This is a genomic window from Rhizobium sp. 1399, from assembly GCF_031455475.1.
In the GTDB taxonomy this organism is placed as follows: Bacteria; Pseudomonadota; Alphaproteobacteria; order Rhizobiales; family Rhizobiaceae; genus Rhizobium.
On record NZ_JAVDSU010000004.1, the window covers coordinates 247,676 to 262,136 of the forward strand.

At 60.3% G+C, this 14,461-nt stretch carries 17 protein-coding genes and 1 pseudogene; 6 read left to right on the forward strand and 12 right to left on the reverse strand.

Annotated features, from left to right (window positions below; genetic code table 11):
- Window positions 1–206: 206 nt before the first annotated feature.
- The 6 genes from J2X71_RS15560 to cml form a co-directional block, all read right to left on the reverse strand.
- On the reverse strand, window positions 207–971 hold the full coding sequence (locus J2X71_RS15560) for a hypothetical protein (RefSeq protein ID WP_310382931.1): 765 nt from the start codon (window positions 969–971) through the stop codon (window positions 207–209).
- 62 nt (window positions 972–1,033) lie between these two features.
- Window positions 1,034–1,825, reverse strand: a complete 792-nt coding sequence (locus J2X71_RS15565) for a sulfite exporter TauE/SafE family protein (RefSeq protein ID WP_310382932.1) — start codon at window positions 1,823–1,825, stop codon at window positions 1,034–1,036.
- 85 nt (window positions 1,826–1,910) lie between these two features.
- Window positions 1,911–2,834 carry an N-acetyl-gamma-glutamyl-phosphate reductase gene (gene argC / locus J2X71_RS15570; protein ID WP_310382933.1) on the reverse strand — a complete coding sequence of 308 codons (924 nt, stop codon included), beginning with the start codon at window positions 2,832–2,834 and terminating at the stop codon, window positions 1,911–1,913.
- 80 nt (window positions 2,835–2,914) lie between these two features.
- Window positions 2,915–3,868, reverse strand: a complete 954-nt coding sequence (gene speB / locus J2X71_RS15575; RefSeq protein WP_310382934.1) for an agmatinase — start codon at window positions 3,866–3,868, stop codon at window positions 2,915–2,917.
- Window positions 3,858–4,226 carry an antibiotic biosynthesis monooxygenase gene (locus J2X71_RS15580; RefSeq protein ID WP_310382935.1) on the reverse strand — a complete coding sequence of 123 codons (369 nt, stop codon included), beginning with the start codon at window positions 4,224–4,226 and terminating at the stop codon, window positions 3,858–3,860. Before J2X71_RS15580 ends, speB begins: the two co-directional genes overlap by 11 nt.
- Window positions 4,227–4,317: 91 nt before the next feature.
- A complete protein-coding gene (gene cml / locus J2X71_RS15585) occupies window positions 4,318–5,505 on the reverse strand; it encodes a CmlA/FloR family chloramphenicol efflux MFS transporter (protein WP_310382936.1) in 1,188 nt (395 codons plus the stop codon).
- Window positions 5,506–5,785: 280 nt separating this feature from the next.
- Here cml and J2X71_RS15590 point away from each other — a divergent pair, with 280 nt between their 5' ends.
- Window positions 5,786–6,163, forward strand: a complete 378-nt coding sequence (locus J2X71_RS15590) for a VOC family protein (RefSeq protein ID WP_037096185.1) — start codon at window positions 5,786–5,788, stop codon at window positions 6,161–6,163.
- Window positions 6,164–6,217: 54 nt separating this feature from the next.
- Here J2X71_RS15590 and rpsI read toward each other — a convergent pair whose 3' ends face one another.
- Window positions 6,218–6,691 carry a 30S ribosomal protein S9 gene (rpsI, locus tag J2X71_RS15595; RefSeq protein ID WP_007819867.1) on the reverse strand — a complete coding sequence of 158 codons (474 nt, stop codon included), beginning with the start codon at window positions 6,689–6,691 and terminating at the stop codon, window positions 6,218–6,220.
- 2 nt (window positions 6,692–6,693) lie between these two features.
- Window positions 6,694–7,158, reverse strand: a complete 465-nt coding sequence (gene rplM, locus J2X71_RS15600) for a 50S ribosomal protein L13 (protein WP_007819858.1) — start codon at window positions 7,156–7,158, stop codon at window positions 6,694–6,696.
- Between the two features lie 350 nt (window positions 7,159–7,508).
- On the opposite strand from rplM, the gene J2X71_RS15605 reads away from it, so the two are divergent.
- Complete coding sequence (locus tag J2X71_RS15605; protein WP_310382937.1) at window positions 7,509–8,342, forward strand: enoyl-CoA hydratase; 834 nt, start codon at window positions 7,509–7,511, stop codon at window positions 8,340–8,342.
- Here J2X71_RS15605 and J2X71_RS15610 read toward each other — a convergent pair whose 3' ends face one another.
- The gene (locus J2X71_RS15610; RefSeq protein ID WP_310382938.1) at window positions 8,343–9,179 is read right to left on the reverse strand and encodes an EamA family transporter; all 837 of its coding nucleotides are present in this window, start codon (window positions 9,177–9,179) and stop codon (window positions 8,343–8,345) included.
- Window positions 9,180–9,660: 481 nt separating this feature from the next.
- Window positions 9,661–9,984, reverse strand: coding sequence for a hypothetical protein (locus J2X71_RS15615; RefSeq protein ID WP_113324465.1), 324 nt, complete (start codon window positions 9,982–9,984; stop codon window positions 9,661–9,663).
- Window positions 9,985–10,103: 119 nt separating this feature from the next.
- On the opposite strand from J2X71_RS15615, the gene J2X71_RS15620 reads away from it, so the two are divergent.
- Window positions 10,104–10,532: a CoA-binding protein gene (locus J2X71_RS15620; protein WP_310382939.1), complete on the forward strand. Its 429-nt coding sequence runs from the start codon at window positions 10,104–10,106 to the stop codon at window positions 10,530–10,532.
- Window positions 10,533–10,649: 117 nt separating this feature from the next.
- The gene (locus J2X71_RS15625; protein ID WP_310382940.1) at window positions 10,650–11,933 is read left to right on the forward strand and encodes an O-acetylhomoserine aminocarboxypropyltransferase; all 1,284 of its coding nucleotides are present in this window, start codon (window positions 10,650–10,652) and stop codon (window positions 11,931–11,933) included.
- Window positions 11,934–12,112: 179 nt separating this feature from the next.
- Here J2X71_RS15625 and J2X71_RS15630 read toward each other — a convergent pair whose 3' ends face one another.
- Entirely contained in the window at window positions 12,113–12,442 is a 330-nt protein-coding gene (locus tag J2X71_RS15630; RefSeq protein WP_310382941.1) for a helix-turn-helix domain-containing protein, read from the reverse strand.
- Window positions 12,443–12,594: 152 nt separating this feature from the next.
- Here J2X71_RS15630 and J2X71_RS15635 point away from each other — a divergent pair, with 152 nt between their 5' ends.
- Window positions 12,595–13,539 carry an NADPH:quinone reductase gene (locus J2X71_RS15635; protein WP_310382942.1) on the forward strand — a complete coding sequence of 315 codons (945 nt, stop codon included), beginning with the start codon at window positions 12,595–12,597 and terminating at the stop codon, window positions 13,537–13,539.
- A gap of 15 nt (window positions 13,540–13,554) precedes the next feature.
- A pseudogene (locus J2X71_RS15640) lies at window positions 13,555–13,709 on the forward strand (type 1 glutamine amidotransferase domain-containing protein); the annotation flags it as partial.
- Between the two features lie 193 nt (window positions 13,710–13,902).
- On the opposite strand, the gene J2X71_RS15645 reads toward J2X71_RS15640, so the two are convergent.
- A complete protein-coding gene (locus J2X71_RS15645) occupies window positions 13,903–14,331 on the reverse strand; it encodes an organic hydroperoxide resistance protein (protein WP_310382943.1) in 429 nt (142 codons plus the stop codon).
- Window positions 14,332–14,461: the final 130 nt, after the last annotated feature.

The window sequence follows — 14,461 nt, forward strand, 5'->3', positions numbered from 1 at the left end:
GAGTGTTGATCTTGTTCTTCTGGTTGCTCAGGATCGTTTTCATGAGTGCCTCCCATCGGCGTGAAACAGGGGCTGCGCGCCGTTCAAGCAGCACGGCCTTGCTGACAGCGTGCCGCTTTTACCGCAAAACGCAGCGAAAAGCGACAGTCTTTTGCTTTGGCGCATGACGGCAATAGGCTTGGGCGAGGTCTTCGGGCCATTTCCACTTACGGATCCGGCCCGCTGATTTCCTCCTGCAAGCGCTCGAAAGCTGTTGGAAATAGCGTGGCGGGCGGACTGTAGGGATTGGAGAAGGCGTAGATGAAGAAGAGGATGATGCCGGTAAAAACACCGAAGATCGATAATAGCAGCAGGTTGCGGCCATCAGGCGGATAAGGGTAGTAACCGATGGCGGTAAAGATCACCCCCGAAACCGCCGCAAACCAGAAGATCAGGCTGATGGAATCGGTACCGCTGTTTTCCCGCCGGTCTCGGGATTCCGAGATCGTATGGATTTCATCGAGCATGTGGCCGCGCAGGCTCTGCTGTTTGGCACTGACGGGAGCCAGTTCGAGAATTTTCAGATAGGCGTTGTTCCATTGATCCCAGGCCGCCGAAGAGAGTTCGCCGGTTCGCCCGAGTTCGTTCCATTCCTGCTCGATGACGATGCGCACATAATCTTTCAGGGCTTTCTGGATTGGCGCCTGCGCCTCCGGGCCATAGCGCTCGGCATCATAGAAGACATCGCCGACCGCATTGCTTTCCACCGCGCTTTCCGTTCGCAGCGCCTGGTATTCGATCATTTCCTGCGCAAAAACGAGGGCGAGGATGAGGGCATGCAGGCTGGCGATGCGGGTGATGACTGAACTTGCCAGCTCCCTGTCGCGCCCGCCCGGGTCACCGCCCATGACCAGATGCATGAAATAATAGGCCGCAAGCACCGTTGCGGTCGTGCCTCCAATGATGGCGATGCCGATCAGAACCGACGCCATTTAGCTCCCCTCACATGGGGGAGTGTAAGGCTTTCATAGCAGGCGGGCAATCGTATCGGGGACTAACGAAGCAGACTGTCGAAGACAGGCATGCCACCGACCGCCGAGGCCGCGATCAGGATGTAGCAGGTCATGCGGAAGGTGCTCTCCTTGGCGAACCCGAAGAGCTTTGAGCCGCCCCAGAGGCCGACGGCATAGGCGGGCAGCGTGACGATGGTGAGCGCAAAGACCGTGGAGACGAACAGTCCGCCGAAATAATAGCTGACGAAGCTCAAGACCGTGGAGATCGAAAAATACAGAATGACGTTCGAGCGCACACGCGTGAAATTGCTCTTGCCGCCGAGCCAGTAGGCTACAACAGGCGGCCCACCGAGCTGTGCCGCGCCGCTGAAGAGACCGGCGATGAGGCCGATCGCCGCGCTGAGCGGAGCGACCGGCGTGCCATGATAGCGCCAGCCGGAGACAAGCAGCGCCAGCAGGCAGATGGCGATCGCCGAGATGATCCAGCGCAACAAAAGCGGGTCCATGAGCGCCAAAACCGCTGTCCCGGCCGGAACGCCGAGCGCCGCACCTGCTGCCATCGTGAAGACCTCGCGCCGGTCCGCCCCGCGCCATGCGGCCGGGATCATGCCGAGCGTCGCAAGCCCGTCGATGACGAGCAGTACAGGGGAGGTGAGCTTCGGCCCGATGACGGCACCGGCAAGCGGAATGAAAATGAGTGCTGCACCGAAACCGGAAAAGCCGCGAGCGAGGCCGGCGACGAAAGCAAATATGATCAGTGAGGAGATGCCGTGATCGGGCAGCGCGGCATCAAACCAGGCGCGCAGGCCGGCCATCAGCGCTTCCAGCGTCATCGATCGGGGCTCCGTATTTCGGGAAGAGACAGGGCGGAAGGCCCTGTCCTAAAGCAGACGTCTGATAACAGGCAATTGCTGGGCACTATACGCCAAGCATCAGGTCCATGTTCTGCACGGCGGCGCCGGAAGCGCCCTTGCCGAGATTGTCGTAGACGGCGACGAGCAGCGCCTGCGCGATATCGTCATTGGCAAAGACGTGCAGGCGCATGCGGTTGGTGTTGTTGTAGATTTCCGGGTTGAGTTCCGGCGTGCGCTCCGATACCTCCAAGGGAGCGACCTCGACGAAACCCTTGATGCCGGCATAATAGTCGGCGATCGCGGCATGCAGGTCAGCACCCTTCGGCACCTTGGGCAGATGCGAGAGCTGCAGCGGCACGGTCACGACCATGCCCTGCGCGAAATTGCCGACGACTGGTTGGAAGAAGGGCACGCGTCCAAGCTTGGCGTAGCGCTGCAGCTCTGGCAGGTGCTTGTGCTTGAAGCTCAGCCCATAGGGCATGTATTCAGGCGCATCCTCGCCCTTGGCGACATAATCCTCGATCATCGTGCGGCCGCCGCCGGTGTAACCGGAAATGCCGTTGACCGTGACCGGGAAATCGGCCGGTACGAGGCCGGCTTCGATCAGCGGGCGCAGCGTGGCGATCGGGCCTTGCGGCCAGCAGCCGGGATTGGCGACGCGCTTGGCCGAGGCGATGGCGCCGGCCTGCTCCTTGCTCATTTCCGGAAAGCCATAGGCCCAGCCTTCGGCGACGCGATGCGCCGTGGAAGCGTCGATAACCTTCGTACCGTCGTTCTCGATCAGGCTGACGCTTTCCTTGGCCGCATCGTCAGGCAGGCAGAGTATGGCAATATCGGCCTCGTTGAGCAGTGCAGCACGCACCGCCTTGTCCTTCCGGCTTTCGGTCGGGATAGACAGCAGCTCAAGATCGCGGCGCTCCGCCAGACGCTCGCGGATCTGCAGACCCGTCGTTCCAGCCTCGCCATCGATGAAGATCTTTGCTGCCATGATTATCCTGCACTTTCAGTGAGTTCGGGTTGTTTCCGGAATCAGTTTGCCATGAAGTTGAATCAATTTGATAACAGCAGTCATCCTGCCGTCGCGCGCCGTTCGGCGTGGAGGCCCAGCATATACATTGCGACCGTCGCCCCCGCAATGGCGGTGATGTCGGCATGGTCATAGGGCGGAGAGACTTCGACGACGTCGGCGCCGCGGATGTCGAGTTGCTTCAGTCGCTGCAGCACGGAGAGGATCTTCGCACTGGAAGGACCGCCGGCGACCGGGGTGCCGGTGCCGGGCGCAAAGGCCGGGTCCAGGCAGTCGATATCGAAGGTCAGGTAGGCAGGCGAACCCTTCGTATGCGCGATGATCATCGATGCGATGTCCGTCGCACTCATTTCCTCGACCTGATGGCCGTAGAGAAGATGGATACCGAAATCCTCTGGCGCATGAGTGCGGATGCCGATCTGGATCGAGCGGTCAGGATCGATGAGACCGGCGCGGACCGCACGGGCCACGAAGGAGCCGTGGTCGATGCGGCGCTCGTCGTCCAGCCAGGTGTCCTGATGCGCGTCGAACTGCACGAGCGCCAGCGGGCCGTGGCGATCGACATGCGCCTTCAAGAGCGGCCAGGTGACATAGTGGTCGCCGCCGAGGGTCAGCAGGAAGGCGCCGCTGTCGAGAATGGCGCTCGCCTGCCGCTCGATGGCTGCGGGCGTGTCCTGATGGTTGCCGTAGTCGAGCAGGCAGTCGCCGTAGTCGATGACGGCCATCTCGGCGAAGAGATCGCGCTGGAACGGATATTGCGGATCATTGTCGAAGATTGCGGAAGCCCGGCGGATCGCCTGCGGCCCGAAACGCGTGCCCGGCCGGTTGGACGTCGCGGCATCGAAAGGAATGCCCCAGACGACGGCATCGGTTCCTGTCAGATCCTTGGTGAAGCGGCGGCGCATGAAGGAAAGCGCGCCGGCAAAGGTCGGGTCGGAGGCAGACGATGTCAGGCTCTGTGCTGTGAAGGCATGGTCGATGGTCTTATTCGCCATGGGAGGCTCCTTCCTCTGCGGTAAATTCGTAAGCGCGTTCTACCCGCGCAATGCGAACCTTATATTGCTTGTACCAGCGCTTGCGGCCGAGCTGCTGGGCGGCAAGATGGTTTGCCACCTGTTTCCACGCCTTCAGGCTTTCCTCGTCGGCCCAGTAGGAATTGGTGATGCCGAAGCCATCGGCATCCCGCGCGCTTTCGGCCCCGAGACAGCCCGGCTGCTGCAGCGCCAGTTCCGCCATCCGGTCGGCCATCGCGCCGTAACCATTGTCGCCCTCGGTACGAACAGAGGAGAAGGTCACGACGTAATAGGGCGGTTCGGGCGTGGTGGCGAAGGGCGAGGGCTGGGTGGAGGACATGCTCGGATTCCTTGTCTCTATAGGAAGGGGTAGGCGAGCTTCCGACAGATTTCAAGCTAAGGCGGCGGATCTTCTGCGCCGCCCTTTGATCTCAGCCGTGCGCGCGGATATGGCGCAACGCAAGTAGAGTGACGATACCCATCAACGCGCAATAGCCGGCGAGCGGCCATGCCGTATTGCCATCCAATAGCAGCACGAAGAGCGTACCGACGCAGCCGACGATCAGGCTTTCGATGCAGAAATAGAGCGCAACCGCCGTTCCGGCTGTTTGGCCAAAGGCCGCCAGCGCACCGTTCGCTGTGACTGCGGTCGTCAGCACGATGCCGACGGCAATCACCCACATCGGCAGGACGAAGCTGGCGAATGAGGGAGCAAGCAACACGTCACCGAGACCGAGGAGCAATGCGCCCACAAGAAGCAGGCCCATGCCGCGGGCAAGGCTGCCGGCCATTCCCCATCGCGCGACGAAGCGGCCGGCGAAGCGTGCGGATAAGATCATCACCGCTGCGGCCGTTGCGAAGGAAAGGCTGAAGGCGAGACCGGAAAAGCCGGCATGATCGATCAGCACACGAGGTGCAGTGGAAAAGAACACGAAGAAGGCTCCCATCGCCGCGCTGAAGCCCATCGTGTAGGTCCAGAAATGCGCATTCGTCAGGATCGCGCGCATGCTGATCGTGACATTGGCCGACGCCGCAGGTCTCGTTTCGTGCCAGCCTCTAAATGCATTGAGGGTTGCCGCAAGCATCAGTCCGCCGAGCAGCAGGAAGATGGCACGCCACCCGGCATGATCGGCAATCAATGCACCGGCGATCGGTCCGAGCGCCGGCACGAAGGAGAGGATCGCGCCAAGCAGGCCGTAGATGACGGCGCCTTCCGGCCTTACGGCATAGACATCGCGAACCGTTGCAAAGGTCGCCACAAGTGCTGCCGACGCGCCGGCCGCCTGCAGCAGACGCAGCGCGACGAACAGTGCGGCCGACGACGTGGCTGCGAGCAGCAGCGAAGAAGCCGCAAACAGCAGCGCGCCGCCAAGCAGCACCGGGCGGCGGCCGATCCGGTCCGACAGAGGGCCGAAGAGCATCTGTCCGGCGCCGAGGATCAGCATGTAGAGGCTGAGCGTCAGTTGAACGACTGTCGCCGATGTGCCGAGTGCTTCAGGCATCGTCGGGACGACGGGGAGATAGATGTCCATGGCAAGCGAGGCCAGGATATCGAAGGGCGCCAGAAGCAGCAGCGCTGCCGGCAGGGAGCAAGTCCAGTTCCTGTTTTGGGAAGGCATAGGTATTCATCCGCTCGAATGAGTTCATCCGTCGGCGATCTGCCTTCTCATCGCAGTCTGGATTGATCGGACAGATGCCGCAACAACTTCAAAAGGTTGCTGCGGCCTATCTGTCTGCGGACGGGGTGGCTCCCATGTCAGGTCCTGTCTTGTCCGATTTGAAACCTGATGCGGCTTTAGCAGCCGGCAGTACCGGCGACAATAGGTGAGTGTGGCGCGTTGACTTCGCAAACCGCTTCCAAGAAGCTGCGGCGACGGAACCAGGAAGGAGCCACGGGCAATGTTCGACCACATTTCAATCGGGGTAAAAAGCCTCGATAGATCGCGCCAGTTTTACGATGCGGCACTGGCGCCGCTCGGCTATGAGCGTCTGTCGAATTTCGACGGAACGATGGGATACGGCGCCGAGAGGCCTGCCTTTTGGGTGAGTGAAGTGGAGCGCCCGGTGCCGGCCGATCGCGGCTCTGGGCTGCATTTCTGCTTCGTCGCCACGAGTGAGGAGGCCGTCAATGCCTTTTATGCCGCAGCACTTGCCAATGGCGGCGAGGACAATGGTGCGCCGGGCATCCGTCCGGACTACAGCCAGTTCTATTATGCCGCCTTCATCATCGATCCTGATGGATATCGGCTTGAGGCTTTCTTCAACAAGCCCGAATAAACGAAAAGGCCGGGCGAAAACCCGGCCTTTCCATGAAAGCATGTCCGAAAGCGATTAACGCTTCGAGAACTGGAACGAACGGCGGGCCTTGGCCTTACCGTACTTCTTACGTTCGACGACGCGGCTGTCGCGGGTCAGGAAGCCACCCTTCTTCAGCACCGAGCGCAGGCCCGGTTCGAAGTAGGTGAGGGCCTTCGAAAGACCGTGGCGAACGGCACCGGCCTGGCCGGAAAGACCGCCGCCGGCAACGGTTGCAACGATGTCGAACTGGCCGTCGCGGGCAGCAGCAACGATCGGCTGGCGCAGGATCATCTGCAGAACCGGACGAGCGAAGTATTCCGCAAATTCCTTGCCGTTGACGATGATCTTGCCGGAGCCCGGCTTGACCCAGACGCGGGCAACAGCGTTCTTGCGCTTGCCAGTCGCGTAGGAACGGCCAAGCGAGTCGACCTTGCGGACGTGAGCCGGAGCAGCAGCAGCTACTTCAGACGACGTGCCGAGATCCTTCAGGGAAGAGAGGTCAGCCACTATCAGGCGCTCCTTACGTTCTTCTTGTTCAGCGAGGCGACGTCGAGGACGGACGGCTGCTGGGCTTCGTGGGGATGGTTCGGGCCGGAGTAGACGCGGAGGTTCTTCATCTGGCGACGGCCGAGCGGGCCGCGGGGAACCATGCGCTCAACAGCCTTCTCGAGGACGCGCTCCGGGAAGCGGCCTTCGATGATCTGACGAGCCGTACGCTCCTTGATGCCGCCGGCATAACCGGTGTGCCAGTAGTAAACCTTGTCGGAATACTTCTTGCCGGTGAAAACGACCTTGTCGGCGTTGATGACGATAACGTTGTCGCCGTCGTCAACGTGAGGCGTGAAAGTTGCCTTGTGCTTGCCGCGCAGACGCATAGCGATAACGGAAGCGAGACGGCCAACGACGAGCCCTTCGGCGTCGATGACGACCCACTTCTTCTCCACCTCTGCAGGCTTCTGGGAGAAGGTTGCCATAATTGTTACTCTCTCTTGGATCCCCATGCCCGAAGGCGAGGGGCGTTTCTTGTTGCTTGGTTGGTCCGCCGTAAGACAGACCAAAAAAGAAAGCAGCCCGCAAAGGCTGCATTTCCGGCGCGGCTTATAGCGACAATCGATTAGCCGGTCAATACAAGCCATTTTGATGATCATAAAAATAAGTAAGTAAAAACAATAGTTTAACAGTGAGGTATGTGCATACCTCATTTTAGGGTGCCTGAAAACAGGAAGTTTCGCCCTTCGAGGCCGTCGCATTGCGGTATTCGGCTCGAAATCGCCCCACCCTTGTGGCACAAAAGCGGGATTTAGACAGCACACAGGAACATGCAATGGCCGAGATCGTATCCTTCCGCAAGGACAACAACAATTCAGGCGAGGGCGCCCTCGTGCTCCGTCAGCTTTCCGGCGGCATATTGCGCCTGACGCTCAACAATCCGCCGGCCAATGTTCTGTCGATATCGACAATGGAAACGCTGATGGGCGAGCTGCAGGGTGCAGCCGAGGACGAGGACGTCCGCATCGTCGTCATCGCTTCGACCGGCAATGTCTTTTCCGCCGGTCATGACCTCAAGGAGCTGACCGCTCATCGCGCCGACGAGGACGAAGGTGTCGCCTTCTTCGAAGAGGCCTTTGCGCTGGCCGCCGATCTGATGCTGGAGATCAATCGCTTGCCAAAGCCGGTCATCGCCGAGATCGACGGACTCGCGACCGCAGCGGGCTGCCAACTCGTCGCGAGCTGCGATCTTGCGATCTGCACGGATACGTCCACCTTCTGCACGCCAGGCGTTAATATCGGGCTTTTCTGCTCGACGCCGGCTGTCGCCGTTTCGCGCGCCGCCCACCGCAAGCAGGCGATGGAGATGTTGCTGACGGGCGAGACGATCGACGCCTCGACTGCAAAGGATTTCGGCCTGGTCAACCGTATCGTGCCCAAGCAGTATCTCACGCAGGTGGTCAACAAATACGCTTCCGTCATCGCCTCGAAGTCGCCGCAGGCGCTGAGGATCGGCAAGGAAGCCTTTTACAAGCAGCTCGAAATGCCCGTCGCGGAAGCCTATGATTATGCCGCAAGCGTGATGGTCGACAGCATGCTGACCGATGATGCGCAAGAGGGCATCGGCGCCTTCCTTGGCAAGCGCACGCCCGAATGGAAGGGCGAGTGATCAGGCAAGTTTCAGGATCAGCCCGCCGAGCGCGATGATGATGCCGGCGAGGTAACGCCAGATGCTGGCTTTTTCCTTCAGCACCAGAACCGAGATGACAAGCGCAAACAGGATGGCGGTTTCCCGCAGCGCTGCCACCGTCGCAACCGGAGCCTTCGTCATCGCCCAGAGCGCCAACCCGTAGGAGGCAATCGAGCCCGCCCCGCCGATCAGCCCGCGCCACCAGTTGCGCCTGACGTGAGTGGCGACAGTCAACAGACCGCGCTGTGAAAGCGCCCAGGCAAAGAGCAGAACCGGCGGCAGAAGCGACATCCACAGCGTGTAGGAAATCGCATTGCCCGAAAGCCGTGCGCCGATGCCGTCCACATAGGTATAGGTGGCGATGACGCAGGCGTTGATGAGCGCCAGTATGATCGCGTGACGGCTGCCGTGGCGGGCTTCGAAGGCGAGCGTCAGGATGCCAACGCAGATCGTCATGGTTCCGGCAAGCGCTCCACCCGTCAGATGCTCTCCCAGGATGAAGCCGCTGGTGGCGACGATGAGCAGGGGCGCGCCGCCACGCATCAGCGGATAGACTAGGCCGATATCGCCGGCCCTGTAGGCGGCGGCGACCAGCTGGAAATAGGCAAATTGCAGGATGGCGGAAGCGCCGATGAAGGGCCAGGCCTGTGGCTGCGGCAGGGGGAGCAACGGTAGGAAAGGTAGCGAGGCGACCGCGCCGCCTGCAGAGATCAGCGCCGCATCAAGCGATTTGTCCTTGCCGGCTTTGATGATGGCATTCCATGTCGCATGTAGAAGAGCACCGAAAAGGACGAGAAGAAGAACATCGAGGGGCAAGGTGGATGGTCCAGGAGCAGTGCAACAAAATTGGGGAAAACATCACAGCTTTCCCGTTTGAACCTGCCTTGAAATAACAACCTGGGTTTGCGTGATTTGCCCCGGAAGGTGTACTCCGCACGGTCGAATTTTCAATAGCATGGATTGATCAGGTGAACAATTGCCCATCGTTGTAGCAATTTCTGCGTGCGCTCGAAATACGTTCAATTACGCTCAGCTCACACAACTATGAGATGTCGCTAATGGACGCATGAACATATCGTGATCAAATTATGTATGAAAGGTGAAATTCATCTGTAGAAAGGGAGTGTCGACAATCCTATGATGCTGAAATATAGACATTATTCTATAACTTTGAAATGATTATAAATTAACAACCGGGGGAGGTGTCGACGATATTTTGTATCCCCAGATTGATCGTCCGATCCTTTCGCAGGTGCGAAAGGATCGATAATATTCACAATTCCGAATAAATGCAGAGTTAGAGACTGTAGTGTGGAATGAACAGCATCCCGTCCAGGTTGTCGATATTCTGGCAGTTCAGCACCCGGCACTTGGGGTTGTCCTTGGAAGGAATGCTCGTCCATTCCGCATAATCGGTCGCGTCGCAATAGTAGCTGTTGCGGACATAGCGGTCGTAGAGAGGAAGGCCGCGCGGCGAGGTATAGCGAAAGATGACGGCGCCTTCGTTGTGGATCGCCGCCCGCACGCTCTGGCAGCTCATGGCAAGCGGATTGTAGCGTGAGATCGCAAGCGTCGGCGAGGCAGCTAGCACGAGCGCGAGCGCAAGGATTATTTTTTTCATGGCATAATTTCTCCCTGATATTTCCGGCACCTATATATACGTCGAAACGAGCCGCCCGGTTTCAATGAATCGCGACTGTCAAATCCGCCTCCTGCGGCACCAGACCGGAGACACCAGATATGGATCATGATGCCTACGCCGACGACTATCTTTCCGGCATTCTGAAATCGGTCAAAACCATCGCGCTGACGGGGGCTTCGCCCAATCCGGCCCGGCCGAGTAATGGCGTCATGGGCTATCTCCTGTCGCGCGGATACAAGGTCATTCCCGTCAATCCGGGGCAGGCGGGCAAGCAGATTCAGGGCCAGACCGTTTACGCACGTCTCGCCGACATTCCCGAACCGGTCGACATGGTCGATGTCTTCCGCGCATCCGAATATCTTGATGGGGTGGTGGACGAAGCGCTGGCACTCGAGCCCCGCCCGCAGGTTGTGTGGGCGCAGCTCGGCGTAAGCGACGACGCGGCCGCCGCCAAGGCCGAAGCCGGCGGCATCAAGGTCGTCATGAACCGTTGCCCGGCGATCGAGTATCCGCGTCTTTTTGGTTGACGCGGTCGGGCAGAACGGATTTTCCTCGGAACGCGCCGCGGTTGAAAAAGATCGCGGTTAACTTTCACATTCGAGCGGCTATGATCGCGCCCGTCAACAATTGTACGGGAGGACGACATGGCCAAAAACGATCCGGGATTCAACACGCTGGCAATCCATGCGGGCGCGCAGCCCGATCCGGCGACCGGCGCGCGGATTACACCGATCTACCAGACGACGGCCTTCGTCTTCAACGATTCCGACCATGCCGCAGCCCTTTTCGGCCTGCAGCAGTTCGGCAATATCTATAGCCGCATCATGAACCCCACCCAGGCGGTTCTGGAGGAACGCGTCGCGGCCCTTGAAGGCGGCACGGCGGCGCTCGCCGTCGCCTCCGGCCATGCCGCGCAGATGATCGTCTTCCATACGCTGATGCGTCCCGGCGAGAATTTTGTCGCCGCCCGCCGCCTCTATGGCGGCTCGATCAACCAGTTCGGCCATGCCTTCGAGAATTTCGGCTGGCAGGTGCGCTGGGCCGATTCCGACGACCCGGATGATTTCCAGAGCAAGATCGATGACAAGACGCGGGCGATCTTCATCGAGAGCCTTGCCAATCCCGGCGGCACCTTCGTCGATATCGCCGCGATCGCCGAAATCGCCCATCGCCACGATCTGCCGCTGATCGTCGACAACACCATGGCGACACCCTATCTCATCCGGCCGATCGAACATGGCGCCGATATCGTCGTGCATTCGCTGACCAAGTTCCTCGGCGGGCATGGCAATTCCATGGGCGGCATCATCGTCGATGGCGGCACTTTCGACTGGTCGAAGACCGGCAACTATCCGATGCTCTCCAGCCCACGGCCGGAATATAATGGCGTCGTCCTGCACCAGACCTTCGGTAATTTCGCCTTCGCGATCGCCTGCCGCGTGCTCGGCCTGCGCGACCTCGGCCCGGCCATCTCGCCCTTCAACGCCTTCCTGATCCTGACCGGGATCGAAACGCTGCCGCTGCGCATGCAGCGCCATAGCGACAATGCGATTGATGTCGCCAAATGGCTGAAGGCCCATTCCAAGATCGCCTGGGTGAATTATGCCGGCTTGGAAGATGACCCGAACAACGCCCTGCAGCAGCGCTACTCACCGAAGGGGGCAGGCTCGGTCTTCACCTTCGGCGTCAGGGGCGGCTACGAGGCCGGCAAGGCGCTGGTCGAAGGGCTGGAGCTTTTCTCGCATCTTGCCAATATCGGCGACACGCGCTCCCTGGTGATCCACCCGGCGTCCACTACGCACCGGCAGTTGACGGATGAGCAGAGGATTGCGGCCGGCGCTGGGCCTGATGTCGTGCGCCTCTCCGTCGGCATCGAAGACGTTAAGGATATCATCGCCGATCTCGAACAGTCGCTATCGAAGATCTGACTGCGGATCGCTTCATATTCGCTCATCATCCAGTCAATTGCCTGACTTCCATCGAACATCATCGACATCGCCTCTATTGGTTTGCGTATCGTAGAGATGAGAGATTTCAACATGGAAAGAAGACAGGACGGGCGAAACAGATCATTGCAGGCCACAGCTGTAGTCGCGGACGGGGTAGGTCACCTTGATGTCGAACGGCGCTGGTCCCGGAAAGACATACCCCAATCCCGCATCGCCATCAGCACGGGCGCGAGGGTCTGCCCGAACTCGGTCAAGGAATATTCCACACGGGGAGGGACCTCCGCGAAGACCTTGCGGGTGACGATCCCGTCGGCCTCGAGTTCGCGCAGCTGCATCGTGAGCGAACGCTGGCTCGGGTCTCCCACCAGGCGGCGTAGCTCGCCGAACCGACGCGGGCCGTCGAGGAGACGGTAGATGATCATCGGCTTCCACTTGCCGCCTGTGACATCCACGGTGATCTCGACCGGACATTTATAATCGACGTCCATCCTGCGCTCCAATAGTGTACTTTGTATCCCTATAAGCAAAACTATTGCCTACTTGCAAGTTTGCGTGTGTCGCACCTAGGTGGAAGCGAGCTTTTTGTGAGAGGTGCGTTATGCGGGCTGCGTTCTACGAAAGACAAGGGACTGCGAGAGAAGTGCTGACCATCGGCGAACTTCCCGATCCGCAACCCGGGGCCGGGGAAGTCCGGGTCAGGGTTCTCGCGTCGGGCATCAATCCTTCCGACATCAAGACGAGAACCGGATTTGGCGGAAAGGCGATGCCGTTCCGGAGGATCGTCCCGCACCAGGATGGAGCGGGCATCATCGACCGCGTCGGTCCCGGCGTGCCCGACACCCGTATCGGCGAGCGGGTGTGGGTCTATATGGCGCAGACGGGCAGGGCGTTTGGTACCGCGGCGGAGTTCGTTTTGGTACCGTCCGGGCAGGCTTTCGGACTTGCTGCCAACGTGTCGTTCGAGACCGGAGCATCGCTCGGAGTCCCTGCGATGACTGCGCATCGATGCCTGTTCGCCGATGGGGACCTGCGCGGCAAGCGGGTTCTCGTCCAGGGAGGCGCGGGTTCGGTTGGCAACGCCGCCATTCTTCTCGCCAAGTGGGCCGGGGCATGGGTGGCGGCGACTGTCAGTCGAGACGAACAGGCGGACGTCGCGCGTGCGGCAGGGGCCGATCTCGTCATCAACAGGCATAGGGAGGATGTCGCGCAGGCGGTGAGATCGGCAACCGACGGCCGGGGCGTCAACCGTATTGTCGACGTGGACATCACCGCCAATATTGACACCGCAGTCGCTTGTCTCGCGCGTGACGGCGTTGTCTCGGCCTATTCCACGGAGTCGCCGCAAGCCACGCTCTCGATCCCCTTCTTCCCCGCGCTGCTCGGTGGCTTCGCTTTCCGTTTCGTCTACGTCTACACCATGCCGGAACCAGCGATGCGGGACGCGGCCGAGGAAGTCTCTGCCTGCGCGGCTTCGGGAGCCTACGTTCCGAAGATCGCGGTGACGCTCGTGCTGGATCAGATCGCCGAGGCGCATGAACTGCAGGAAAGCGGCAAGACTGTCGGAAAGATTCTGATCTGCTTTTGATCTGCCGGCTGGGCCAAGGACGCCTTAACGGCGGAGGGTGCCCGGTACTCGTCCGTGCCAACTGGGAGCCCCATGTCGTCGTTGATGGCCGCCTCATCACCGGCCAGAACCCTGCCTCGGCGAGACCGCTGGCAAAGGAACCGGTCGCCGCCTTGAAAAAGCTGGCGTAAGCCGATGAAGTAGACGGCGCCAGTACGTCGATCACGTTGTGGCAGGCGGGCAATCGAGTTGTTCGGAGGACAGTCTGGAAGCGTGGACCGCTTCCAGACTGTCCTTGTTGAGCGACTGCGTTAACGCGATCACGAAGGCCTGATGTTACTGCAGGCGCTCCTTCTTGGCACCGGTCGCGGCCAGTCGGCCTCGTCAGACCAGCTTGATCGTGACGTCGATATTTCCGCGCGTTGCCTTCGAGTACGGGCAAATCTGATGCGCCTCGTCGATCAGCGATTGGGCGACGTCGCGCTCTACGCCTGGAATGCCGACGTTAAGGCGAGCGGTCAGCGAGTAGCCGTCAGTGTCGGACAGGTTGAGATCGACTTCGGCATCGATCGTGACGTCACCGCCGAGCGTGATGTGCTTCTTCTTCACGATGAGCCCGATGGCACTCTCGAAGCAGGCCGACCAGCCTGCTGCGAAGAGCTGTTCGGGATTGGTGCCGATGCGCGCCGTGCCCGGTACGCCGAGCCTTACATCGAGACGCCCGTCGGAACTGCGGGCGACACCGTGTTCGCGACCGCCGGTAACGTGTGTTTTTGCGGTGTAGAGGACTTTGGGGTTCATTTTCTGGTCCATGACGCACTCCTTTTTTGCTTTCGTTGCGGATGCCCCTGTTGGGCGGGTGTATGCTTCTTCGGTCAGGCGTCGGCGACGTCTATGACCGCTGGCGAATGCCGTGGGCGCCAAGGACGGCCATTCGGCCGAC

Excerpts from the sequence above, each read along its gene's own strand:
- J2X71_RS15560 (WP_310382931.1), bottom strand. The coding sequence starts at position 971 with ATGGCGTCGGTTCTGATCGGCATCGCCATCATTGGAGGCACGACCGCA.
- J2X71_RS15565 (WP_310382932.1), bottom strand. The coding sequence starts at position 1,825 with ATGACGCTGGAAGCGCTGATGGCCGGCCTGCGCGCCTGGTTTGATGCC.
- argC (WP_310382933.1), bottom strand. The coding sequence starts at position 2,834 with ATGGCAGCAAAGATCTTCATCGATGGCGAGGCTGGAACGACGGGTCTG.
- speB (WP_310382934.1), bottom strand. The coding sequence starts at position 3,868 with ATGGCGAATAAGACCATCGACCATGCCTTCACAGCACAGAGCCTGACA.
- J2X71_RS15580 (WP_310382935.1), bottom strand. The coding sequence starts at position 4,226 with ATGTCCTCCACCCAGCCCTCGCCCTTCGCCACCACGCCCGAACCGCCC.
- cml (WP_310382936.1), bottom strand. The coding sequence starts at position 5,505 with ATGCCTTCCCAAAACAGGAACTGGACTTGCTCCCTGCCGGCAGCGCTG.
- J2X71_RS15590 (WP_037096185.1), top strand. The coding sequence starts at position 5,786 with ATGTTCGACCACATTTCAATCGGGGTAAAAAGCCTCGATAGATCGCGC.
- rplM (WP_007819858.1), bottom strand. The coding sequence starts at position 7,158 with ATGGCAACCTTCTCCCAGAAGCCTGCAGAGGTGGAGAAGAAGTGGGTC.
- J2X71_RS15605 (WP_310382937.1), top strand. The coding sequence starts at position 7,509 with ATGGCCGAGATCGTATCCTTCCGCAAGGACAACAACAATTCAGGCGAG.
- J2X71_RS15615 (WP_113324465.1), bottom strand. The coding sequence starts at position 9,984 with ATGAAAAAAATAATCCTTGCGCTCGCGCTCGTGCTAGCTGCCTCGCCG.
- J2X71_RS15620 (WP_310382939.1), top strand. The coding sequence starts at position 10,104 with ATGGATCATGATGCCTACGCCGACGACTATCTTTCCGGCATTCTGAAA.
- J2X71_RS15625 (WP_310382940.1), top strand. The coding sequence starts at position 10,650 with ATGGCCAAAAACGATCCGGGATTCAACACGCTGGCAATCCATGCGGGC.
- J2X71_RS15630 (WP_310382941.1), bottom strand. The coding sequence starts at position 12,442 with ATGGACGTCGATTATAAATGTCCGGTCGAGATCACCGTGGATGTCACA.
- J2X71_RS15645 (WP_310382943.1), bottom strand. The coding sequence starts at position 14,331 with ATGGACCAGAAAATGAACCCCAAAGTCCTCTACACCGCAAAAACACAC.